The organism is Amycolatopsis sp. NPDC041971 (genome assembly GCF_055588925.1).
Genome location: NZ_JBVJCE010000016.1, coordinates 181,480 through 202,400 on the forward strand (window position 1 = coordinate 181,480; position 20,921 = coordinate 202,400).

At 68.5% G+C, this 20,921-nt stretch carries 19 protein-coding genes; 8 read left to right on the top strand and 11 right to left on the bottom strand.

Annotated features, from left to right (window positions below; translation table 11 throughout):
- Positions 1 to 8: 8 nt before the first annotated feature.
- The 3 genes from ACZ6DT_RS28815 to ACZ6DT_RS28825 are packed head-to-tail and all read left to right on the top strand — an operon-like array spanning position 9 to position 3,243.
- On the top strand, positions 9 to 1,502 hold the full coding sequence (locus ACZ6DT_RS28815) for a flavin-containing monooxygenase (RefSeq protein WP_465600989.1): 1,494 nt from the start codon (positions 9 to 11) through the stop codon (positions 1,500 to 1,502).
- Entirely contained in the window at positions 1,499 to 2,398 is a 900-nt protein-coding gene (locus ACZ6DT_RS28820; RefSeq protein WP_465600992.1) for an alpha/beta fold hydrolase, read from the top strand. The genes ACZ6DT_RS28815 and ACZ6DT_RS28820 overlap by 4 nt, the downstream gene beginning before the upstream one ends.
- Positions 2,395 to 3,243, top strand: a complete 849-nt coding sequence (locus tag ACZ6DT_RS28825) for an SDR family NAD(P)-dependent oxidoreductase (RefSeq protein ID WP_465600994.1) — start codon at positions 2,395 to 2,397, stop codon at positions 3,241 to 3,243. Before ACZ6DT_RS28820 ends, ACZ6DT_RS28825 begins: the two co-directional genes overlap by 4 nt.
- Here the strand turns inward: ACZ6DT_RS28825 and ACZ6DT_RS28830 are convergent.
- The 3 genes from ACZ6DT_RS28830 to ACZ6DT_RS28840 all read right to left on the bottom strand — a co-directional run bounded on the left by ACZ6DT_RS28830 (position 3,240) and on the right by ACZ6DT_RS28840 (position 6,803).
- Complete coding sequence (locus ACZ6DT_RS28830; protein ID WP_465600997.1) at positions 3,240 to 3,884, bottom strand: TetR/AcrR family transcriptional regulator; 645 nt, start codon at positions 3,882 to 3,884, stop codon at positions 3,240 to 3,242. The genes ACZ6DT_RS28825 and ACZ6DT_RS28830 overlap by 4 nt on opposite strands.
- A gap of 133 nt (positions 3,885 to 4,017) precedes the next feature.
- Entirely contained in the window at positions 4,018 to 5,328 is a 1,311-nt protein-coding gene (locus ACZ6DT_RS28835; RefSeq protein WP_465600999.1) for a lipase family protein, read from the bottom strand.
- Between the two features lie 314 nt (positions 5,329 to 5,642).
- Positions 5,643 to 6,803, bottom strand: a complete 1,161-nt coding sequence (locus tag ACZ6DT_RS28840) for a thioester domain-containing protein (RefSeq protein WP_465601002.1) — start codon at positions 6,801 to 6,803, stop codon at positions 5,643 to 5,645.
- Positions 6,804 to 7,129: 326 nt separating this feature from the next.
- Here ACZ6DT_RS28840 and ACZ6DT_RS28845 point away from each other — a divergent pair, with 326 nt between their 5' ends.
- Both ACZ6DT_RS28845 and ACZ6DT_RS28850 read left to right on the top strand, forming a co-directional pair.
- Positions 7,130 to 8,314 carry a PQQ-dependent sugar dehydrogenase gene (locus tag ACZ6DT_RS28845; protein ID WP_465601004.1) on the top strand — a complete coding sequence of 395 codons (1,185 nt, stop codon included), beginning with the start codon at positions 7,130 to 7,132 and terminating at the stop codon, positions 8,312 to 8,314.
- A gap of 120 nt (positions 8,315 to 8,434) precedes the next feature.
- Positions 8,435 to 9,727 (top strand): SON protein, encoded by a 1,293-nt coding sequence (locus ACZ6DT_RS28850; protein ID WP_465601006.1) that lies wholly within the window; start codon positions 8,435 to 8,437, stop codon positions 9,725 to 9,727.
- 85 nt (positions 9,728 to 9,812) lie between these two features.
- Here the strand turns inward: ACZ6DT_RS28850 and argG are convergent, their stop codons facing one another.
- The gene (argG, locus tag ACZ6DT_RS28855; protein ID WP_465601009.1) at positions 9,813 to 11,261 is read right to left on the bottom strand and encodes an argininosuccinate synthase; all 1,449 of its coding nucleotides are present in this window, start codon (positions 11,259 to 11,261) and stop codon (positions 9,813 to 9,815) included.
- Positions 11,262 to 11,579: 318 nt separating this feature from the next.
- On the opposite strand from argG, the gene ACZ6DT_RS28860 reads away from it, so the two are divergent.
- Together ACZ6DT_RS28860 and ACZ6DT_RS28865 are read left to right on the top strand one after the other, a co-directional pair.
- On the top strand, positions 11,580 to 13,142 hold the full coding sequence (locus tag ACZ6DT_RS28860) for a molybdopterin-dependent oxidoreductase (RefSeq protein ID WP_465601011.1): 1,563 nt from the start codon (positions 11,580 to 11,582) through the stop codon (positions 13,140 to 13,142).
- An 89-nt stretch (positions 13,143 to 13,231) separates the two neighbouring features.
- On the top strand, positions 13,232 to 13,909 hold the full coding sequence (locus tag ACZ6DT_RS28865) for a fasciclin domain-containing protein (RefSeq protein ID WP_465601014.1): 678 nt from the start codon (positions 13,232 to 13,234) through the stop codon (positions 13,907 to 13,909).
- A gap of 61 nt (positions 13,910 to 13,970) precedes the next feature.
- Here ACZ6DT_RS28865 and ACZ6DT_RS28870 read toward each other — a convergent pair whose 3' ends face one another.
- From ACZ6DT_RS28870 to ACZ6DT_RS28900, 7 genes are all read right to left on the bottom strand, one after another.
- Positions 13,971 to 14,276 carry a hypothetical protein gene (locus ACZ6DT_RS28870; protein ID WP_465601017.1) on the bottom strand — a complete coding sequence of 102 codons (306 nt, stop codon included), beginning with the start codon at positions 14,274 to 14,276 and terminating at the stop codon, positions 13,971 to 13,973.
- Positions 14,273 to 14,668 (bottom strand): Asp23/Gls24 family envelope stress response protein, encoded by a 396-nt coding sequence (locus ACZ6DT_RS28875; protein WP_465601019.1) that lies wholly within the window; start codon positions 14,666 to 14,668, stop codon positions 14,273 to 14,275. Before ACZ6DT_RS28875 ends, ACZ6DT_RS28870 begins: the two co-directional genes overlap by 4 nt.
- On the bottom strand, positions 14,658 to 15,224 hold the full coding sequence (locus ACZ6DT_RS28880; protein WP_465601022.1) for an anti-sigma factor family protein: 567 nt from the start codon (positions 15,222 to 15,224) through the stop codon (positions 14,658 to 14,660). The genes ACZ6DT_RS28875 and ACZ6DT_RS28880 overlap by 11 nt, the downstream gene beginning before the upstream one ends.
- Positions 15,215 to 15,796, bottom strand: a complete 582-nt coding sequence (locus ACZ6DT_RS28885) for an RNA polymerase sigma factor (RefSeq protein WP_465601024.1) — start codon at positions 15,794 to 15,796, stop codon at positions 15,215 to 15,217. The genes ACZ6DT_RS28880 and ACZ6DT_RS28885 overlap by 10 nt, the downstream gene beginning before the upstream one ends.
- Before the next feature lie 144 nt (positions 15,797 to 15,940).
- A complete protein-coding gene (locus ACZ6DT_RS28890) occupies positions 15,941 to 17,137 on the bottom strand; it encodes an FAD-dependent monooxygenase (protein WP_465601027.1) in 1,197 nt (398 codons plus the stop codon).
- Between the two features lie 58 nt (positions 17,138 to 17,195).
- Complete coding sequence (locus ACZ6DT_RS28895) at positions 17,196 to 18,341, bottom strand: CaiB/BaiF CoA transferase family protein (protein WP_465601030.1); 1,146 nt, start codon at positions 18,339 to 18,341, stop codon at positions 17,196 to 17,198.
- 196 nt (positions 18,342 to 18,537) lie between these two features.
- Positions 18,538 to 19,503 (bottom strand): hypothetical protein, encoded by a 966-nt coding sequence (locus tag ACZ6DT_RS28900; RefSeq protein ID WP_465601032.1) that lies wholly within the window; start codon positions 19,501 to 19,503, stop codon positions 18,538 to 18,540.
- 202 nt (positions 19,504 to 19,705) lie between these two features.
- Here ACZ6DT_RS28900 and ACZ6DT_RS28905 point away from each other — a divergent pair, with 202 nt between their 5' ends.
- On the top strand, positions 19,706 to 20,854 hold the full coding sequence (locus ACZ6DT_RS28905) for a N(5)-(carboxyethyl)ornithine synthase (protein ID WP_465601034.1): 1,149 nt from the start codon (positions 19,706 to 19,708) through the stop codon (positions 20,852 to 20,854).
- Positions 20,855 to 20,921 lie beyond the last annotated feature (67 nt).

Consider the following 20,921-nt stretch of genomic DNA (forward strand, 5'->3'; position numbering starts at 1 on the left):
AGTACCGCATGACGACGAGCACACCCGTCGAGCACCTCGACGTGGTCATCATCGGTGCCGGGATTTCCGGGATCGGGGCCGCGCGCTATCTGAAGACCGAGAACCCGGGCAAGACGTTCGCCATCCTGGAGGCCCGCGGCACGTCCGGCGGCACCTGGGACCTGTTCCGCTACCCCGGCATCCGGTCGGACTCCGACCTCCACACCTTCGGTTACGAGTTCAAGCCGTGGCGAGACAAGCAGTCCATCGCCGACGCGTCCAGGATCCTGTCGTACCTGCGCGAGACGGTCACCGAGAACGGCCTCGAGCCCAGCATCCGCTACCACCACAAGCTGCTCTCGGCGGCCTGGTCGAGCGACGAGGCCCGCTGGCTGCTCGAGATCGAGCGGACCGACACCGGCGAGCGCACCCGGCTCAGCGCGGCCTGGCTGTTCAACGCGGGCGGCTATTACCGCTACGACGAGGGCTTCACCCCGCGTTTCGAAGGCAGGGACCGGTTCGGCGGCACGATCGTGCACCCGCAGCACTGGCCGGAGGACCTCGACTACGCGGGCAAACGTGTCGTCGTGATCGGCAGCGGCGCCACCGCGGTCACCCTGATCCCGGCGATGGCGGGGACCGCGGCGCACGTGACGATGCTGCAGCGCACCCCGACCTATGTCATGCCGGTGCCGCGCGAGGACAAGATCGCCAACGGCCTGCGCAAGATCCTCGGCGACGAGCGGGCCTACGCGCTCACCCGGCGCAAGAACATCCGCAAGGGACTCGCGGTCTGGCAGTTCTGCCAGAAGTTCCCGAAGACCGCTCGCGGGCTCATCCGGTACGTCAACAAGAAGCAGCTTCCCAAGGACTATCCGGTCGACGAGCACTTCAACCCGCCGTACGGCCCGTGGGACCAGCGGCTGTGCGCCGTACCCGGCGGCGACCTGTTCGCCGCCATCCGCAAGGGGACGGCCGACGTCGTCACCGACAAGATCGCGACCTTCACCGAAAAGGGGATTCTGCTCGAATCCGGGCGTGAGCTGGAAGCGGATATCATCGTCACCGCCACCGGCCTGAACCTCCAGGTGTTCGGCGGGGCGGAGCTCAGCGTCGACGGCAAACCGGTGATCCTGCCGGAAACCGTCGCGTACAAGGGAATGATGCTTTCGGACGTGCCGAACGCCGCGTTCGCGATCGGTTATACGAACTCGTCGTGGACGCTCAAGATCGGCCTGCTGTGCGAGCACTTCTGCCGCCTGCTGGCGCATATGGACGCCCACGGCTACGACGTCTGCCGTCCTGTCGTCGCCGACCCGGACATGCCGACGAAGCCGTTCCTGGACTTCGCCGCCGGATACGTCCAGCGCGCGCTCGACCAGCTCCCGCGCCAAGGTGACCGCATGCCGTGGTTGACGTCGATGAGCTATCACTCGGACATCAAGCTGCTGCGCGGGGACGACATCACCGATCCCGAGCTGCACTTCTCCCACGCCAACGTCCGGGAAGCGGTGAGCTCGTGACCGACAGCTTCGCCGACCTGCCCGGCGGCCCGAGGATCTGTTACCGCGAAGACGGCCCGGCCGACGGTGTGCCGCTGGTGCTGATCGCCGGACTGGGTCTCGATCTCACGTCGTGGCCGCGGGAAATGATCGATGGTTTCACCCGCCGCGGTTTCCGGGTCGTCCGGTTCGACAACCGCGACGCGGGCTGCTCGGATCGCGTCAAGGCGCCGAATCCCGGCAAGCTCCGGCAACTGCTGGCCCGGCCCCTGCCGGGCGCGTACGACCTGGGGGACATGGCGGCGGACACCGTCGGCCTGCTGGACCACCTGGGTATCGAGCGGGCGCATCTGGTCGGCATGTCGATGGGCGGCATGATCGCCCAGACCGTCGCGGCCCGGAATCCCGGCCGTGTCCTGTCTCTGACGTCGATCTTCTCCACCACCGGGCACCGCCGCGTCGGGCAGCCGGCGCGGTCGACGTTGCTGCGCATGGCGAGGCGGCCCGCGCAGACGGTCGAGGAGTCGGTGACCGGGCATCTGGCGATGATGGGCCACCTCGGTTCGGCCTCGTTTCCACTGGACAAGGACGTCGAAACGGCCTGGGCCACCGGTCTCTGGGAACGGGCGGGCGGGCGGCGGGCCCGCAGCGGTATCGCCCGCCAGATCGGCGCGATCCAGGCCAGTGGCGACCGCACCGCCGAACTCGGCCGCATCACCTGCCCGACGGTCGTGGTCCACGGGGACACCGACCGTATGGTCCACCACAGCGGCGGACGGTCGACGGCCAAGGCCATCGACGGTGCCCGCTACGTCGAAATCCCCGGTATGGGCCACCACATCGCCCCGGACCTCGTCGAGAGGCTCGTCGAGCTCACCGCCGAACTGGCCCGCGACCCGGCAGGAGAAACCCGATGAACAGCGTTCGCGGCAAGGTCACCGTCGTCACCGGTGCCGGTTCGGGCATCGGCCGTCAGCTGGCCCTCGAACTCGCCCGGCGCGGTGCCCGGCTCGCACTGTCCGATGTGGACGAAACCGGGCTGGCCGCGACCGTCGCCGAGGTCAAGGCCCTCGGCGCGGAGGTGCAGGGCGCCGCGCTGGACGTCAGCGACCGGGCGGCGGTCCAGGAGTACGCGGCCACCGTCGCCGGGCAGTTCGGTGTGGTGCACCAGATCTACAACAACGCGGGGATCGCCGGCGGCGGGCAGACCGTCCTCGACGCCGAGTGGGAGCTGTACGACCGCACGATCGCGGTCAACCTCTTCGGCGTCATCAACGGCACCAAGGCCTTCTTGCCGCATCTGATCGATTCCGGCGACGGGCAGGTCGTCAACGTCTCCAGTCTCAACGGTTTCATGGCCCAGCCGACGCTCAGTGCCTACTGCGCCAGCAAGTTCGGCGTCCGCGGGTTCACCGAGGCATTGCGCACCGAGATGATCGCGGGCAGGCATCCGGTGCGGGTGACGGTCGTCCACCCGGGCGGGGTCAAGACCGGCATCGCCTCGGCGGCGTTGAAGGAAGCCCAGGCCCGAGGTGTCGAGCCCACCGCCGAACAGCGGGAACGTGTCCGCCTGTACAACGAAAAGCTGCTGAAGATGCCGGCCGACCAGGCCGCCCGCATCATCATCGACGGGGTCGAGGCCGGGAAACCGCGCGTGCTCGTCGGAAACGACGCGAAACTGGTCGACAGGCTCGTCCGGCTGCTCCCGCGCCGGTACCCGAAGCTGATCGTCGAGTTCGAACGGCGGCGCCTCACCCGCTAAGCGCCGACGCTCCGGTGCCCGAACAAGCCGAGCAGCCAAGTGTAGCGGACGGCTTCGCGTGCCTGGCCGTAGGCGTCTTCGGTGCCGATCCAGATGGCCTGCGTGATCAGTTCGATGGTGGCGGCGACCACCGTCCGCGCGGTGAACGGCGGCGGTGACGGCAGCGTGGGATCGGTGGCGCGCAGCCATCTCGCCGTCCGGTCGAAGACGGCTTCCCCGGCGCGCAAGGTGTTCTCCCGTGCTTCGAGTCCCGCGTCGCCGAGCGCGTAGATCTCCAGCAGAACGGCGCGGACGGCGATGGGCCGCCGGTGCACGTAGTCGACGAGGAAGTCGCAGCAGGCGGTGACGGCGTCCAGCGGAGTGGCGGCCTGGGCGCCCGCGGCGACACCTTGGGTGATGAACTCGCCGGTGATCTCCCGATAGGCGGCGAGGAACGCGTCCTGCTTGCCGGTGAACTGTTCGTAGAACGAGGTCCGCGACACCCGCGCGGTGGCGGTGATATGGCCGACGGTGGTGGCGACGTAGCCGCGTTCGCCGGTGTTCTCGAGCACCGCGTCGATCAGCCGGGCCCGCTGGGTTCCGGCGACCTCGTCACGGCTGAGATTGTGCGGCCCCTTCGGCAGCTTGCGGTGCTCGCTCACGTGCCGCACGGTACCGGTCCCGAAGTCTGTGAAGGCCTCCTTCCCTACTTGAGTCCAGTCCGCGCGCAGCGCGCCCATTGAGGGCGGGGGCATGGATGGAGTAGGGAAGGAGGCCTTCACGGACTTCCGCGCCTCAGCTGACCGGCACCTCCGGGGCGAGGGAGTTGCCGGGCGCGATCTTCCCGCAGGTGGACGGCGCGGGCTTGCCCGCGAACCGGTCGTTGAGCCAGCCGATGGCCTGCGGCGCCCAGGCGACGGCCGCCCCGACGTGGCTCAACGTGTTGTACTGGTCGTACTTGATCGACTTGTTGCCGGTGGCGCAGTACTGGCGCGCGAGCGACCGCACGTCACCGGCGACCATCACCCCGTCACCGGTCCCGATCCCCGGCGGGTTGCCGAAGGTGCCTTCCACGACACCGTTGTTGCCCTGCGCGATGTAGCCGGGCACGGTGGGTGTCGGCGCGGAGCCGAGGTTGATCTTGTTCACGGCCTCGACGTACGGCAGCACCGTGTTCGGGTTGACGTACTCGGGTTTGACGAACTTCTCCCACGTCAGCCCGGGATAACGGCCGAGCGCGTCGGCGATCGACGCCTTTTCCAGGTCCTTGAGCACCTGGAGGCCGTAGGAATTCGCGTACGGTTTGAGATCGATACCGAAGGACCGCGATACCCCGATGAGCGCCATCGGAATGACGCCGGTCCACGCGATGCTTCCGTTGACGTACTTGAGGTTGTGCGACGGTTTGACGAGCACGCCGCCTTCGGTGAAACCGACGAGATTCTTGTTGACCTCGGGGGCGTAGTCCGGCGCGAGAGCGGCGGCCCAGCCGGTAGCGATGGCACCACCCGAATAGCCGATGAGACCGAACCGGGTCTTGTCGTTCATTCCGGTTTCCGGCGCCCGCGTCGCGGCGCGGACCGAGTCGAGCGTGTTGGTCCCGTATTCCGGCCCGGCGGCGAAGTTCGCCTTCTGGCCTTCGGTGTCGGGGATGACGACGTTGTAGCCCAGCAGCAACGCCGGCGCGATGAAGAGCGACTCCGCGTTGGCGATCAGGCCGCCGAACGAGACATCACCCGCGATCGCCCTCGACGGGCCGTGCTCGGGATTGAGTGAATCGTAGAAGGATTGGTACGAAACGGCTTTCGTGCTGTCGCCGGTGAGGCTGCGCAGCACCGAGGTGACGTTGGCGGACGGCCTTCCCCGCGCGTCGGTGGTCCGGTAGAGCAGTTGGGTCACCTTGAGCGGCGTGGAAATACCGAGGACGTGGTAATTGAGCGTCCGGGTCTTCAAGACCGTTCCAGGGCTGTACGAAGACAGCGGTTCGCTGCCGTCGTAGCCGTAGAACGGATCGGTCGCGGGGGCGGCGGAGGCGGCGGGCGCGGCGGCGAAACCGACGATGAGGGCGATCGCGACGGCCAGCAGACGAGCGGGCTTACGGGTCATGACTCCCCTTTGAATCATGAAGTGGATCACGTTTAGGATGCCCGGAACCTACCAGTCGGTAACCGATGGTGTACAGGGCCGTACATCATTTATCGACGCGTTCTTGACGTTTCTTCTTCCGTGACTGTTCCGGTTTGGACGGAGCACGGCTCCGGCGGGGTGCGCGTTGTGATCCAGCACAACGGTCCGGTGTCCTCAATGTCGCATTGGGGACACTCAGCTTCTCCCGATCCGCCACACACCCCAGGAGCACCCGAAGCAACGAAAAGCGGGGCCGGTCCACTGTGGACCGGCCCCGCTTGTTCGTTCGCTTCTTACGCCTCGCTACGGCGACGGCGCACCAGCAGCACCATCAGCACACCCGCGCCGAGGAGCGCGCCGCCGATCACCAGCGGCATGGTCGCGGAAGCACCGGTGTTGGCCAGCTCGTCGCCGCCACCCGATTCGGCGCCACCGGGGGTGGTGGTGGGGGCCGGGGTGTCGGTGGCGGGCGCGCCACCCTGCTTCCAGGTCACGGTCGCGTTCGCGACGACCGAGGTCTTCTCGGACTCCGCGACGATCAGGGACTGGGCGGGCACCTTGTCGTAGTTCTCGCCCACGAACAGGCGACCGGTGTCGAGGTGGCCGCTGACCTTCAGCGAGAACGAGCCGGAGCCGTCCTTGGCGTCCTTGGGGACGTCGATGTAGACCTTCGTGCCGTCCTTGACGTCGGCGGCTTTGATCGCCTTGCCGTCGGCGTCGGTGACCTTGACGCCCTCGGGCAGCTTGCTCGTCAGCTCGGTGATGTCACCGCTGGTGGCGATGCTGAACGGGCCGATCCGGGTTCCGGTCGCGCCCTCGTTCTTGGCCGGGCCGATGTCGAGGGTCGGCTTCGGCTGCTTGCCGATGCCGGCGTTGTCCTTGCCGACGAGGTAGTCGTAGAGGGCCAGCACGTCGGCGGAATCTTCGGCGGCCCCGCCCGAAATCGGGTTGGCGCGCTTCAGGTCCTTGCCGTCACTGAAGTGCCAGACCGCGGCCTGCGTCGCGGTGATGGCTTCCTTGACCGAAAGGCCACCGTTGAGCTTGACGTCGCTCTTGCCGAGCGTGCCTTCGAGCGCCTTCACCGACGCCGCCGGGTAACCGTGGTGCAGCACCCAGTTGAGCTTCGGGCTGTTCTTGTTGAACGGCGACTTGGTGTCCGGGTACTTGTTCCACGGGCGCTCGATCATGTCCTGGTCGGTCCGCATGCCGACCTCGACCTGCACGCAGTACATCTTGAGCTTGCTGCCGTCGGACAGCTTCAGCGTGAACAGCACCGCGCTGGCGGGCTTCCCGCTCTCGAAGTTGACGCCGAACCCGCCGGCGCCCTCCTTTTCGATGACCCGGCCGCGAGCCGCGCCGTCGTCCGCGAGGGCGGCCGGAGCGGCCATCGTCAGCGCGACGGCCGCGGTGGCCACCGCGATCCCGCCGCGAACCAGAACTGACCTGCCGTGCATGTGTCTCCTATCCGAATACGGACCACGAATGCCAGTGCCGAATGCGACCACAGGCCCCGACCGCAACGGCTCGCCCACATGGGGGATAAGTACTCCCATCGGGCGAGAGCGGAGCATACAGAGGTCGTACAGATGGCTACTCAGGGGTATGGCTCATGTCCGGATTGCCCCGAAAGAAGAGTGAACAGCCGGAAAACGATCTTGGGCGAGTGGGCTACGAGGCGCCGACGGAAAGAAACCGACGAAAAGCTCGCGGATGGAGGTACCGCCGCTCCTCCGGTCGCTGTTGAATTGGACCAGACCATTCAACGGCGATTGGAGTCCACATGACGCGACGGCACCTCCGCCGGGGGTTGTCCCTGCTGGCCGGTTTTGCCTTGGCCGGAGCGCTGGTCCCGGCCGTGAGCAGCGCGGAACCTGGGGAAGCACGGGGTGTTCCGCTCGGCGAGCTGACCGCCACGGCGACCCAGGTCGCGTCCGGGCTGGTGAATCCGACCGCGATCACGGCGTTCAACGACGGGAGCGGCCGCATCCTCATCGTGGAGAAGAGAGGCGTCGTCCGGGCCTACCATCCCAGGACCGGGCTCGCCGCCAAGCCGGTTCTGGACATCAGTGCCAAGGTGAACGGCGCCGACGTCGAACGCGGGCTGCTCGGCCTGGCGATCGCCAAGGACAGGCGCGCGTACGTCGCCTACACCCGCAAGTCCGACAGCGCGGTGACGCTGGCACGGGTCCGGCTGGACACCGGTGAGCTCACCGAACTGCTGACCCAGCCGCATGCCGAATTCCCCAACCACAACGGTGGCCAGCTGGCCTTCGGCCCGGACGGCTACCTGTACTGGGGGATCGGTGACGGCGGCGGAGGCGGCGACCCGCTGGCCAGCGGGCAGCGGCTGGACACGCTGCTGGGCAAGATCCTGCGCGTCGACGTCAACCGCGCGTGCCGTCCGCTGCGTTACTGCGTCCCCGCGGGCAACCCGTTCGTGGGTGTCGCGGGCGCTCGGCCGGAGATCTGGGCGTACGGTCTGCGCAATCCTTGGCGGTTCTCCTTCGATCCGGCCGATGGTTCGCTGTGGATCGGCGACGTCGGCCAGGGCCGGTTCGAGGAGGTCGACCACCTCGCGAAGGGCAAGGGCGGCGCGAACTTCGGCTGGTCCTGCAAGGAAGGGCCGGTCGTCTTCGACGAGACGCGCTGCGAGGAAGGCGTGACCTACACCGATCCGGTCTTCCACTACATCTCCGGCACGGAGGGCTGCGCGGTGATCGGCGGGCACGTCTACCGCGGCAGGAAGTACGCCTCGCTGGCGGGCGGGACCTACCTGGCCACCGACTTCTGCCAGGGAACCGCCTGGGCCGTCCGCAAGAAGGCCGACGGCACCTACGAAAGCGCCCGGATCGGCGAGTTCCCCCTCGACGCCACCACGTTCGGCACCGATCAGAACGGCGAACTGTACCTCGCCGACGAAACGCCGGGCCGGCTGCACCGGATCTCGTTCGCCCGCAAGGGCTGACATCCGCTTCCCGGCCGCGTCCGCCCGGCGCGGCCGGGATCCGGCCCTCGCGTTTCATCAAGTTTTCATCATCCCTCCATAGCGTCATGCCCTCTGGTGATTTCAGTGATGGAGGGCGACGTGGAGCAAACATTCCCACCCGGAGGCGCGCAGTGGCCGCCGCCGCAGGGCTGGGTCCCCCAACCGGCACCGGCGCCGCCTGCGCGGAAACCCCGGTGGCTGCTGCTCGGCGGTATCGCCGGGCTGGTGCTGGTGCTCCTCGCCGGTCTGACGACCTGGCTGCTGTGGCCGTCGAAAGCGGGCCGCGAACCCTTCGAACAGGCGCTGGCCGGGCTTTCCTCGGCGCCGGCCGTCCGCAACAGCACCTCCGCGGTCGGCGGGATGATCGAGACGGACGTGAAGACCACCGCGTACGGCGAGACGTCCGGCACGATGTCCTTCCAGGGCAAGAAGATCGAGATCCTGGTCGTCGGCGGCAAGGTCTTCTTCAAGGCCCCCGACGGCCTGCTGCCCGGGCTGGGAGCCGACTCGGAGGCGGGCACCGAGGACCTCAAGGACCGGTGGATCACCGGTGAGGACGCGCTGTTCGGCCCGGTCCTCCAGCAGTTCGAGTCCCCGGAGAAGCTCGCCGCCCGCCTGCGCGAGGCGCTGGAGCGTGCGGAGGAGATTCCCGGGGACCAGAACGAGACCGTCCGGGATGTCCCGGCGCTCAAGGCGAGCACGCCGGCCGGGGACCTGTACGTCTCGAAGGAGGCGCCGCACCGGCTCCTCCGTTACTCCGTGAAGATGCCCGGCGGGATGCCGTCGGTTCCCAAGGTCCCGACGATGCCCGACGCGGGGTCACAGCCGCAGATGCCGCCCGGCGCGGGGTTCGGTGACTCCGATGTGGACGCTTTGTCGCCGTCGGAGACCGTCGAAGTCTACGAAAACCTGATGGTGAACACCCAGAAGCTGTCCGGCGCCGTCGACACCGGTGTGCGGTTCGACATGGACGGCGCGGCGACAGTGGCATGCAGCGGCTCGGGTTGCACGGTGACCGCGAACGTGTCCAACTCCGCCTCGGCGAACAGCGGCGGGAAGGTCACCGGTCAGGTTAACGCCACGATGACCGCGAACGTGACCATCGGCGGCCGCTCGGCGGGCAGCTGCCGGGAAACGGCGACCCTGCCGCTGAACGGCTCGGCTTCGATCAGCTGCGTCAACGGCGGGGCCGGAAGTGTCTTCGCCTCCGTCGAAGCGGAGAAGAAGACGGAGGCCGAAGCGCAGTCGCAGGCCTCGGGTGGGGTGCCGGTCCAGTACCAGATCGAGAGCATCGCGTCGGTCTCCGTTCTGGCCAAAGCGATCGGTCAGGTCGAGATCAAGCGGCTGATCGACGAACTGGGGCAACGGCGGTCCGAGCTCAGCGGTAAGTGACCCGGCCACCGGCCGAATGAGAACAGCGCCGGGCGAACGGCTTCGATGCCGCGCGCCCGGCGCTTTCGCGTCCCGGTTGGCCGGGTCAGTCCGTGCCGGATTCGATCGCGGCGTGGTCGAGCAGTTCGTCCTCGGCCGAGGCCCTGCCGCGTGAGGCGATCGCCTGCGCGCCGCCCGCGTCCATCGCCCCGATCAGTCCGGTCGACGCGGCCTGCGCGGCGCCGATCAGCGTCGGATGCCCGCCACCGACCATGCCGAGCCCGGCGTACTGCTCGAGCTTGGCGCGCGAGTCCGCGATGTCGAGGTTCCGCATGGTGAGCTGGCCGATCCGGTCCACCGGGCCGAACGCCGAGTCCTCGGTGCGCTCCATCGACAGCTTGTCCGGGTGGTAGCTGAAGAACGGGCCGGTGGTGTCGAGGATCGAGTAGTCCTCGCCGCGCCGCAGCCGCAGGGTGACCTCGCCGGTGACGGCCGCGCCGACCCATCGCTGCAGCGACTCGCGCAGCATCATCGCCTGCGGGTCCAGCCAGCGGCCCTCGTACATCAGCCTGCCGAGGCGGCGGCCTTCGTTGTGGTAGCTGGCGAGGGTGTCCTCGTTGTGGATCGCGTTGACGAGCCGCTCGTACGCCGCGTGCAGCAGCGCCATCCCCGGCGCCTCGTAGATGCCGCGGCTCTTGGCCTCGATGATCCGGTTCTCGATCTGGTCGGACATGCCGAGCCCGTGCCGCCCGCCGATCGCGTTGGCCTCCAGGACCAGGTCGACCGCGGTGGCGAACTCCTTGCCGTTGATCGTCACCGGACGGCCCTGCTCGAAGCCGATCGTGACGTCCTCGGGCGCGATCTCGACCTCGGGGTCCCAGAACCGGACGCCCATGATCGGGTTGACGATCTCGATGCCGGTGTCGAGGTGCTCGAGCGACTTGGCCTCGTGCGTCGCGCCCCAGATGTTCGCGTCCGTGGAGTAGGCCTTCTCGGTGCTGTCCCGGTAGGGCAGGCCATGGGCCTGCAACCACTCGGACATCTCCTTGCGGCCGCCGAGCTCGCTGACGAACGCGGCGTCCAGCCACGGCTTGTAGATCCGCAGGGACGGGTTCGCGAGCAGGCCGTAGCGGTAGAACCGCTCGATGTCGTTGCCCTTGAAGGTGGAGCCGTCACCCCAGATCTGGACGTCGTCCTCGAGCATCGCGCGCACCAGCAGCGTGCCGGTGACCGCGCGGCCGAGCGGGGTCGTGTTGAAGTAGGTGCGACCGCCGTTGCGGATGTGGAAGGCGCCGCAGGCCAGTGCCGCGAGCCCTTCCTCGACCAATGCGGCCTTGCAGTCGACGGCCCGCGCGATCTCGGCGCCGTAGGCCTTCGCCCGACCAGGGACCGACGCGATGTCGGGTTCGTCGTACTGGCCGATGTCAGCGGTGTAGGTGCACGGCACAGCACCCTTCTCGCGCATCCACGCGACCGCTACCGAGGTGTCGAGGCCGCCGGAGAAGGCGATCCCGACGCGTTCGCCGACAGGCAGAGAGGTGAGTACCTTGGACATGATGGAAGTATATGCATAGGTGTGTATGACCATGCAAGTCGGGGTGAGCGGGGCAACTCGGGCGGGTGGTGGGGCGGGGGGGGGGGGGGGGGGGGGGGGGGGGGGGGGGGGGGGGGGGGGGGGAGGGGAGGGGGGGGGGGGGGGGGGACAACCCGGCCGAACGCGGTCCGGAACCCTGGCTCGCGCCGTGTCCGTTTCGTGACCTGTCCGTGCGGGCTTCCGCTACGAACACTTGGTGAGGACCTCTGCGAGAAGCGCCGATTTCCCTTGCCGTAAAAGGAAACCAACCCGTGCGCCCGACGGCTGCGAATACCTGGCATGAAGACTTCGCGGGCCGATCGGGAACCACGCCTCCCCTTCTTCGGATCGGCGCTGATCGGTGTCGTGGCCCTCGCCGCGGCACTGGCGGCCGGTCATCTGGTGGCCGGGTTCATCAGCGCCAACGCTTCGCCGTACCTGGCGGTCGGCAACGGTGCGATCGATCTGACCCCGATCGAGCTGAAGGATTTCGCGATCCGCACGTTCGGTATCTACGACAAACTCGTGCTGCTCGGCGGGATGGCCGTGGTGATGGTGCTCGCCGCCGCCGCGGCGGGGGTTGCCTCGCGCCGGTCGCCCGTTCCGGGGATCGTGCTGATCGCCGCCTTCGGCCTGCTGGGCGGGTTCGCCGTGGCGCAGCGGCCCGACCTCGATTCGGTCGCCCTGCTCGCTCCGTTGGCCAGCCTGATCGTGGGAGTCGGCGTCTTCGTCTGGTTGCATCGCCTCGCCACGGCCAGGTCCCGAACCGTCGAGGGGGCTTCCGGTGCCGCTCCGTCGCGCCGGTCGGTGCTGCTGGCCGGGGCGGGTGCCGTTGTCGCCGCAGGTGCGGCGGGGGCCGGAGGACAGCTTCTCGCCGGCACGCGAGACGCGGAGTCTTCCCGGGCGGCCGTCGGACGGCTCGTTCCCGCCGAGCCGGCACCGCCGATCCCGGCCGACGCGGATTTCGCCAAACTGGGCACGCCGACGTTCCTTACCTCAAACCGCGATTTCTACCGCGTCGACACCGCCCTGTCGGTGCCGCAGGTCCGGGCCGAGGACTGGAGCCTCCGCCTGCACGGCATGGTGCGCAACGAAAAACGGTACAGCTACGACGACATCCGCAACCGGCCGCTGATCGAGCGCACGATCACCATGACCTGCGTGTCCAACGAGGTCGGCGGAACCTACGTGTCCACGGCGAACTTCATCGGCGTGGACCTCGGGGATCTGTTGCGGGAGGCCGAAGTCCTGCCCGGTGCCGAGCAGATCCTCTCCACCAGCGTCGACGGCTGGACCGCGGGCAGCCCCGTCGTCGCCGCGCTCGATCCGGAGCGGGGCGCGATGCTGGCGATCGGGATGAACGGGGAACCGCTGCCGGTCGAACACGGTTTTCCCGCCAGGATGGTCATTCCCGGTCTCTACGGCTACGTTTCGGCGACGAAATGGGTCAAGGACCTGGAGATCACCACCTGGAAAGCACGTCGCGCGTATTGGCTCGACCGCGGCTGGGGTGAACAGGCCCCGATCAAAACGCAGTCCAGGATCGACAGTCCGAAAGGATTCGAAACGGTACCCGCGGGCAAGGTCCGGATCTCGGGTGTCGCGTGGGCGCAGCGCACCGGTGTCGAGCGGGTCGAAGTCCGGCTCGGCGCGGGCGGGAACTGGCAGCCCGCGATGCTTTCCCGCGAGGTGGGTCTCGACACGTGGCGGATGTGGTGGACCGAATTCGACGTCCCGGCCGGCAGTCACCAGGTCACCGTCCGCGCGGTCGACAAATCCGGCTACACCCAGACCGACGCCCGCGCCGGAACCGTTCCGGACGGTGCGACCGGCTGGCATGTCCTCAGTTTCACCGCACGGTGATCGGTGTCACTCGAAAGAGTGGCAATCCGATTCCGTCGTGGTTCCGAATACCCGGTAAGAGTCCGAAAAAACAAATGGAGTGATTTTCCGTGAGCAAGCTTCGTTTCGCAGGAATCGGTTTCACCGCGGTCGCCGCACTGGCCCTGTCCGCGTGCAGTGGTGGCGACAATGCCTCGTCCGGTAACGCCAGCAGTGCCCCCGCGCCCGCCCCGTCCTCGTCGATGTCGGCTCCGATGTCCAGTGCCGCCTCGGGTGACGGCGTGACCACCAACGCCGATGTGTTCGGCCCGGCGTGTTCGAAGCTGCCGCAGGGCGGTGAGCCCGGTTCGCTGGACTCGATGGGCCCGCAGCCCGTCGCCAGCGCCGCCTCGACCAACCCGCTGCTGACCAAGCTGGTCGCCGCGGTCAAGGCCACCAACCTCGTCGACACGCTCAACAGCCAGCAGGCCATCACCGTGTTCGCCCCCGCCGACCCGGCCTTCGCCGCCCTCGGTGACGCCAAGTTCAACGAACTCGCGGGCAAACCCGACCAGCTCGCCCCGATCCTGCAATACCACGTCGTCGCCAAGCGCTACGACGCCAAGGGCCTCGAGTCCGCCAAGACCCTGGAAAGCCTGAACACCGCCGGTGGCCCGCTCAAGATCGAAGGCACCGGCGACAACATGACCGTCAACGGCGCCAAGATCCTCTGCGGCAACATCCCCACCAAAAACGCCACCGTCTTCGTCATCGACAAGGTGATGACCCCCGGCACCAACAAGAACTAGGTTCCCACCCCGTGATCGCGGTGGCCACGCCCTCGGGTGCGGCCACCGCGATCTTCGTCTGTCAGGGAACGAGCGCGGCTGCGTCCACATCGGTCACCACGAGACGCAGACTCGCGTTCTCCCAAGGGGTTCCGGTCAGCACCGCACGGAAGGCGGCCCCGGCGACCTCCGTGAGCGGCGGGATCGGCACCTCCAGCGCGACGACGCGGATCTCGACGATGTTCTCGGTGATGTCGACGGCCATCACGTCGAGATCCCACGGCACCGCCGAGGCGGCGGCCGTGGTGGACGGCGTCGCCGCGCGCAGCCCCGGTACGTCGCGGAGCGTGCTCAGCAGCGACGCGGTCAGTTCGGAACGTGCGGTCACAACAGTCCTCCACGGATTTCGATGTCCAAAACAGACACCGAGACGGCCGACAGGGTGAGCCCGGTCGCCTCGGTGACCGCCCGGCTGACAGCGCGCTGCACCGCCTGCGCGGTCGCGGCCGCCTGGTCCAGCCCGGAGAGCGAAAGGTCGATCTCCACCCGCACGTCGTCCTGTTCGACGAACGCGCGGACTCCTTCGGTGGGTGCCGGTTCGAGGCCCTTGACGCGCTGCCGCGCGATCCGGGTCAGCGAGCCGGCCAGCCCGCGCAAACCGGGTTCCAGGCGTACCACGCCGGGAACCTTCGCCGCGGCGTGCGCGGCGACCGCCGCGATCACCGGCGGGGAGATCACCGTCTCGGCCAGTCGGCTGGCAGAGGCATGCTCACGCGTCATAGATGTCCTCCACCACCAGATCGAGCCGGGCCAGGCGAAGGCCGACCCTGGCGCCCGCCGCCGCCGTGACCCGCTCACGGACCACACCCAGCGAGTCACCGTCGAAATCATGGGGGATCGCCAGGCTCAGCTCCACGTCCACGGCCGGCGAGCCGGCGTCTTCGCCCGACCGGCGGACCCGGCAGCGCCGGGCGCGGACGCCGTCCACGGAGTCAGCGGCGAACCGCAGCACCGCCGCGACCGCCTGATCGCTCACCTGCACCTCACCCGGTTCCGGGCTGGCCAGCGGCACCAGGTCGCGGCGCCGGACCTCGGCGCGGATCGCGGACATGATGCGGCCGGTGAGATCCGCCGACGGCTCGGTGTCGTCGTCGGCCAGCTCCCTGGTCAGCCCGCGCAGCACCCGGAGGCTCGCGTGGGTCGCCCGGCAATGCGGGCAATCGAGTTCGTGCGCGTCCGCGCGTCCCGCGTCGACCTCGTCGAGACGTTCCCAAACCAGTTCGACGTCCCGTCCGCACGGGAGCAGGTAGTCCTGAGTCGCGGGGTTCATCGCCATGGCGCCATCACCTCCGCCAACTCCGCTCGTGCTCGTGCGATGCGTCCGCGCACCGCGGTGGTGGTCGCCCCGATCGTTTTCGCGATCTCCTCGTAGGAGCGGCCGTGGACCTCCCGCAGCAGCCAGCAGGCCCGTTGCTCGGCGGTCAGCCGGTCCAGCGCCCCGGTCAAGGCCGCCAGCTGCGCGCTCGTCTCGGCCGCGCGATCCGGCCGCCCCGCCGAACCGGCGGATTCCTGCTGGTCCAGCTCGACGTCGGCCACCGGCTTCCTGGCGCGGATCACGTTCAGGCACCGGTTGGTCGTCGTCCGGTAGAGCCAGCCGACGAACGCCGCGTCCTCCTGTAGCTGGTCGAGCCGCCGCCAGGCGACGAGGAACACCTCTTGCACGACGTCCTCGGCGTCCCCTTTGTTCCCCAGCATCCGCAGCGCCAGCCGGTACATCGCCCCCTGGAACCGCAGGACGAGCTGTTCGTACGCACGGATCTCACCGTCGCGGGCGCGGGCCACGAGCGTCGTGTCGTCCAGCACCGTTTCGCCGGCCGCGGGCGCCTCGCTTCTCGCCGACGTCGTCATCGAGCGCACCTGTGCAGCGCCGTCATGCCGAAGCTCCCTTCACATCACCTACGTCCGGTGACAACTCCTACGACACGGCTTCCCCGGAAACGTCACGCGGGAAACCCAGCCGACCACGGCACGGTGGATCGCGCACGCCGAAACTCAGGTGATCGCCCGCCGCCAGCACCGACGGGCGAGCGCCGGGTACTCCTCGAGGGTGATGTCGGTGGCGAACTTGTCGGTCATCCACAGCATCGAGCGCAGCATGAACCGGCGCCGGAACAGCTCGTTGCGCAGCTTGATCCGCAGCCTCGTCGGCGGCGCGAGGAACGGGCCGGCGTTGGCGCCGCGGGTCACCTTGGCGTAAGCGTGGAGCTTCTCGTCGTACCGGCGGAAGGCAACCTCGTGGTCACCGTTCGCCGCGGCGAGTTCGCCCGCGATGACGTACGCGGCCACGACGGCGAGGCCGGTACCGAAGCCGGCCAAGGTGTTGCCGTACGCAGCGTCGCCGAGGAGCGCGACGCGGCCGCTGGAGTAGCGGTCCATCGTGACCCGGCTGATCGAGTCCAGATAGACGTCGTCCGAGCGTTTCACCGCCTCCATCAGTTCGGGCAGCCGCCAGCCGCCGTCGGCGAACGCGGCGGTCAGGATCTTTTTCTGCTGCCCGGTGTCGTAGCGGTCGTAGGCGATTTCGGGAGAGGCGAACACGAAGAACGCGGCCGCCTTGGGCCCGCCGGTGGCGGCGAGGCGGCCGGGTTCGTTGTACATGACCGAGGTGCCGCCCGGACCGCGGAAGTCGTCGCCCTCCCCGGTCTCGACCAGGGCGTAGTAGTGGCCGAGGTGCTTCACGTAGTCGGCTTCCGGACCGAACGCCAGCCGTCGCACTGTGGAGTGGATACCGTCCGCACCGAAGACGAGGTCGAACCGCCTCGGGGCACCGCGCTCGAAGGTGACGTCGACGCCGTCGGCCGTTTCGGTCAGCGAGGCGATGGAATCGCCGAAGACGTACTCGCAGTCCTGAGCGGTCCGCTCGTAGAGGATCGCGGCGAGGTCGCCGCGCCGGATCTCGACGTCGCCGCCGGTGAACTCGCCGGGCATGACGGCCAGCGGCCGCTCCGTGGCGTCGATGATGGTCTGGTCTTGCCCGCCGGTCCGGCGCCGGTACACCTCCTCGAGGATTCCCATCCGGTCCAGCACGGTGCGATGGGTCGAGCCCTTGAAATCGACCGCCTGGCCGCCGGTGCGGAGTTCCGCCGACCGCTCGACGACGGTGACCGCGTAGCCCTGGCGGGAGAGCCAGAACGCGAGAGCGGGCCCAGCGATGCTGGCGCCGGAGATGAGGACTGTCCTGTTGGTCATGGCAGGAGCTTCGCGGCCGACGTTGACGAAGCACTGACAGTCCGCTGACAGCCCTTCGTCAGCTCCAACCAGGCAAGGGAAGGGTGAGCTGCCCGGGGTCGTCCGGCGGCGCGGTCTCGTACCGCGGCGGTGTCGCCGACAGGCCGATCGGGTTGCGGGTCAGCCGCACGGAGGTGCCGTCGGGCCGGGGGAGCTCGACGGTCGGGCTCAGGCCGAGCCGTTCCGCCAGGGCGAACGCGCCCGCGACGTCGTTGACCTCCCCGGCGGGCACCCCGGCCGCGCTCAACTCCGCCGCCCACTCGGCCGCCGGGCGCCTGCCCAGGTGGTCTTCGAGCAGTGCGCGGAGTTCGGCCCGGTGCTCGACCCGCGCCGGATTGGTCGCGAAGCGGACGTCACCCGCGACCTCCGGCAGGCCGATGACCTCGCACAACGCCGCGAACTGCCGATCGTTGCCGACGGCGAGGGCGAGTTCGTGATCGGCGCAGGGAAGCAGTTCGTAGGGGGCGATGCTGGGGTGCCGGTTACCCATCCGCGCCGGGACCGCCCCGCCGGAGGTGTACGCGCTGCCCTGGTTCACCAGCGCGGCGAGCAGGCTGGACAGCAGGTCGATCTCGACACGCTGCCCCTGCCCGGTCCGGTCGCGGTGGCGCAGGGCGGCGAGGATGCCGACGCTCGCGAACAGCCCGGCCAGGACGTCGACGAGCGCGACGCCCACCTTCTGCGGCTCGCCCGCCGGGTCACCGGTGATGCTCATGAGCCCGCCGACGGCCTGGATGAGCAGGTCGTAGCCGGGCAGCGCGGCGCCGCCGCCGGAACCGAAACCGGTGACGGAGCAGAAGACGAGGCCGGGATTCGCCGCCAGCAGGACCTCCGGGCCGAGACCGAGCCGGTCCATCACGCCGGGCCGGAAGTTCTCGACCACGACGTCGGCCTCCAGCGCCAGCGCGCGAGCATGGGCGCGGTCTTCCGGGTCGCCGAGGTCCAGCGCCACACTCGTCTTGTTCCGGTTGACCGACTGGAAGTACGTCGCCTGGCCGGTCGCGTCGTAGGGCGGCCCCCAGCTGCGGGTGTCGTCGCCGGTGCCCGGTCGCTCCACCTTGATCACCGTCGCGCCGAGATCGGCCAGCAGCATGGTGGCGAACGGGCCGGCGAGCACCCGCGAGAAGTCGAGGACGCGCAGCGGGCCGAGTGCGGTTTCGGGCATGAGCCCGACCCTAAGGGAAGGTAGCTTCGGCCGCGTCCAACCAGACGCGAACCCGGGGAGTGACCATGATCGTGGTGACCGGAGCGACCGGGAACGTAGGACGGCTGCTGGTGGAAACCCTTGTCACCACAGGAGAAGAAGTGAGTCGGGACCGGGCGGCAAGGCGTCGAGTCCCACCGCGGCGGCGTTCGAGTGATTACTTGAGCACCAACGACCGCGCCATCTGCTTGAAGGCCGGAAGCTGGTCGCCGTCCTTGGCCGGATCGAAATCGCCGACGACGAAGATGTACCCGGTTTCGGTGAACGCCATGACGGCGAACACGGTCTTGCCCTTGCCGTCTTGGCCGACGATCTCGAAACCGGGCATCCCCGCGATCGCCACCTCGGTCACCGTGCCGACGGACGGCGTCGATGGCAACTTCCCGAATCTGTCGGCCGCGTAGGCGCGCTTGTCCTCGGGCAGCCGCGGCTCGCCCATCGACGGCGAGGCGATGAGCTTCGGACCACCTTGCGCGCCACGGGTGAAACTGAGGCTCACGGCGGATTCCTTCCGCTGGTAGCCCTCCGCCGGGGTCAGGTCGAAACCGATGTTCCCGGGCGTGGCCTCGGCGCTCCAGCGGGCGCCGGTGATGGTCTTCCTGAAGTCGTCGACGGTCAGCGGGTCTCCCGGTTCGAGGGTGCCGGTGATGATCACCAGCACGTCCTCGGCGGCGAGGATCGCGTTGACCTTGTCGAACGTGCCCATCGAGGCCCGCTGGACGCCGCTGGTCAGGAAGGCCGGGAACCCGGCGATCGTGGTCTCGACCGGCTTTTCCAAATCGAGCCCCTTCTGCCGGGCCTGTTCGGTGGTGAAGCCCGCGGCTGTCTCGGTCATCGCTTCGCGGACCGGTTTGCCGTTCACGGGCTGCTCCACGACCACGATGGAGGTCCGTGAGTTCGCCCGGCCGAGGCCGGGCAGGCTCGGCTCCACCCGCATGCCGTCCGGAACCGGCAGCGAGATCCGGGTGCGCGGGATGGCCTGCTCGGTCCCGGTGGGGGCCGCCGTCGTCGCCGGACTCGACGCCGCGGTGCTCGGCACGGCGACCTGACCGGTCTTCTGCGTGCTTCCGCACCCGGCGACGAACAAGATCAAGCCGGCACAGAACACGGACCGAAGACGCACGGATTCCCCCTTGGATGCAAGGAGACTTTACGCTATAGGGGTGAAGGGGACCGGGCCACGTGTTTCGGATGGTCCACGGTGTTCCTGTGCGCGACCGCCGTCATGGCGGTGCTCCGTACCGGGCCGAACGGCCGGATGGGACCCGAGGACGACACGGGCTCGAACTCTGCGTTTAGACTGAAGGTCTATTTAAGGGGCCCAAGTGGACCAACTCACTCTCGGCGTCATTTCCCGCTCGCGAAAAGAAAACGAGTGGCGGCTTCCGATCCATCCGCGACATCTCGAGCGGATCGACTCCGGTCTCCGTAAGCGCATTTTTCTCGAAAACGGCTACGGAGAACGCTTCGGCATCCCGGACGAGGATCTCGCGCCCCTGGTCGGGGGTATGCGTTCCCGTGCACAACTGATCGCGGACCGCGACGTCGTGCTCCTCGCCAAACCGCTCGCGGAAGACCTGGCCGAACTCCGGCCCGGACAGATCCTTTGGGGCTGGCCGCACTGCGTCCAGGACGACAAGCTCACCCAGCTGGCCATCGACCGGAAACTGACGCTCATCGCCTTCGAAGCGATGAACCACTGGCGCAGCGACGGTTCTTTCGGTTTGCACGTCTTCCACAAGAACAACGAATTGGCGGGCTATTGCTCGGTGCTGCACGCGCTGCAGCTGACCGGCTCGACGGGTGACTACGGCCGCCGTCTCCGCGCCGTCGTGATCGGCTTCGGTGCCACAGCGCGTGGTTCGGTGACGGCGTTGAACGCGCACGGAATCCACGACGTGCACGTCCTCACCCACCGCGGTGTCACCGCGGTCGGTTCGCCGATCCATTCGGCGAACATCGTGCGGCTCGACCACGACCTGAAGAGCCCGGCAGACCTCCGCCGCAGCCACGCGATCACCGAGGACGGCCGCGTGCCGCTGGCGGAGTTCCTCGCCGGGCACGACATCGTCGTCAACTGTGTACTGCAGGACCCGAAGGCGCCGTTGACGTTCCTCGTCGAGGAAGACCTCGCCGCGTTCCGGCGCGGGAGCCTCGTCATCGACGTTTCCTGTGACGAGGCGATGGGCTTCGACTGGGCCAAGCCGACGACGTTCATGGAGCCGACCTTCGAGGTCGGCGGCCTCACCTACTACGCCGTCGACCACAGCCCGTCCTACCTCTGGGATTCGGCGACCTGGGAGATCAGCGGCGCCCTGCTGCCGCATCTGGAGCAGGTGCTGGCGGGCCGATCGGCGTGGGCCGCCGATCCGACCATCGACCGGGCGATCGAGATCAGCGAGGGCACGATCCGCAATCCCGACATCCTTTCCTTCCAGCACCGCTCACCGGAGTATCCCCACGCGCGTCGGTGAGGCGCGCCTCGATGAGAAAGTTCTCATCGAGGCCTCATCGGTGACTCACCGGCGCCGGCCAGCCTGG

Bases quoted from the DNA above. Each gene is read 5' to 3' on its own strand.
- ACZ6DT_RS28815 (WP_465600989.1), top strand. From the start codon at position 9: ATGACGACGAGCACACCCGTCGAGCACCTCGACGTGGTCATCATCGGT.
- ACZ6DT_RS28825 (WP_465600994.1), top strand. From the start codon at position 2,395: ATGAACAGCGTTCGCGGCAAGGTCACCGTCGTCACCGGTGCCGGTTCG.
- ACZ6DT_RS28835 (WP_465600999.1), bottom strand. From the start codon at position 5,328: ATGACCCGTAAGCCCGCTCGTCTGCTGGCCGTCGCGATCGCCCTCATC.
- ACZ6DT_RS28840 (WP_465601002.1), bottom strand. From the start codon at position 6,803: ATGCACGGCAGGTCAGTTCTGGTTCGCGGCGGGATCGCGGTGGCCACC.
- ACZ6DT_RS28845 (WP_465601004.1), top strand. From the start codon at position 7,130: ATGACGCGACGGCACCTCCGCCGGGGGTTGTCCCTGCTGGCCGGTTTT.
- argG (WP_465601009.1), bottom strand. From the start codon at position 11,261: ATGTCCAAGGTACTCACCTCTCTGCCTGTCGGCGAACGCGTCGGGATC.
- ACZ6DT_RS28860 (WP_465601011.1), top strand. From the start codon at position 11,580: ATGAAGACTTCGCGGGCCGATCGGGAACCACGCCTCCCCTTCTTCGGA.
- ACZ6DT_RS28875 (WP_465601019.1), bottom strand. From the start codon at position 14,668: ATGACGCGTGAGCATGCCTCTGCCAGCCGACTGGCCGAGACGGTGATC.
- ACZ6DT_RS28880 (WP_465601022.1), bottom strand. From the start codon at position 15,224: ATGGCGATGAACCCCGCGACTCAGGACTACCTGCTCCCGTGCGGACGG.
- ACZ6DT_RS28885 (WP_465601024.1), bottom strand. From the start codon at position 15,796: ATGACGACGTCGGCGAGAAGCGAGGCGCCCGCGGCCGGCGAAACGGTG.
- ACZ6DT_RS28890 (WP_465601027.1), bottom strand. From the start codon at position 17,137: ATGACCAACAGGACAGTCCTCATCTCCGGCGCCAGCATCGCTGGGCCC.
- ACZ6DT_RS28895 (WP_465601030.1), bottom strand. From the start codon at position 18,341: ATGCCCGAAACCGCACTCGGCCCGCTGCGCGTCCTCGACTTCTCGCGG.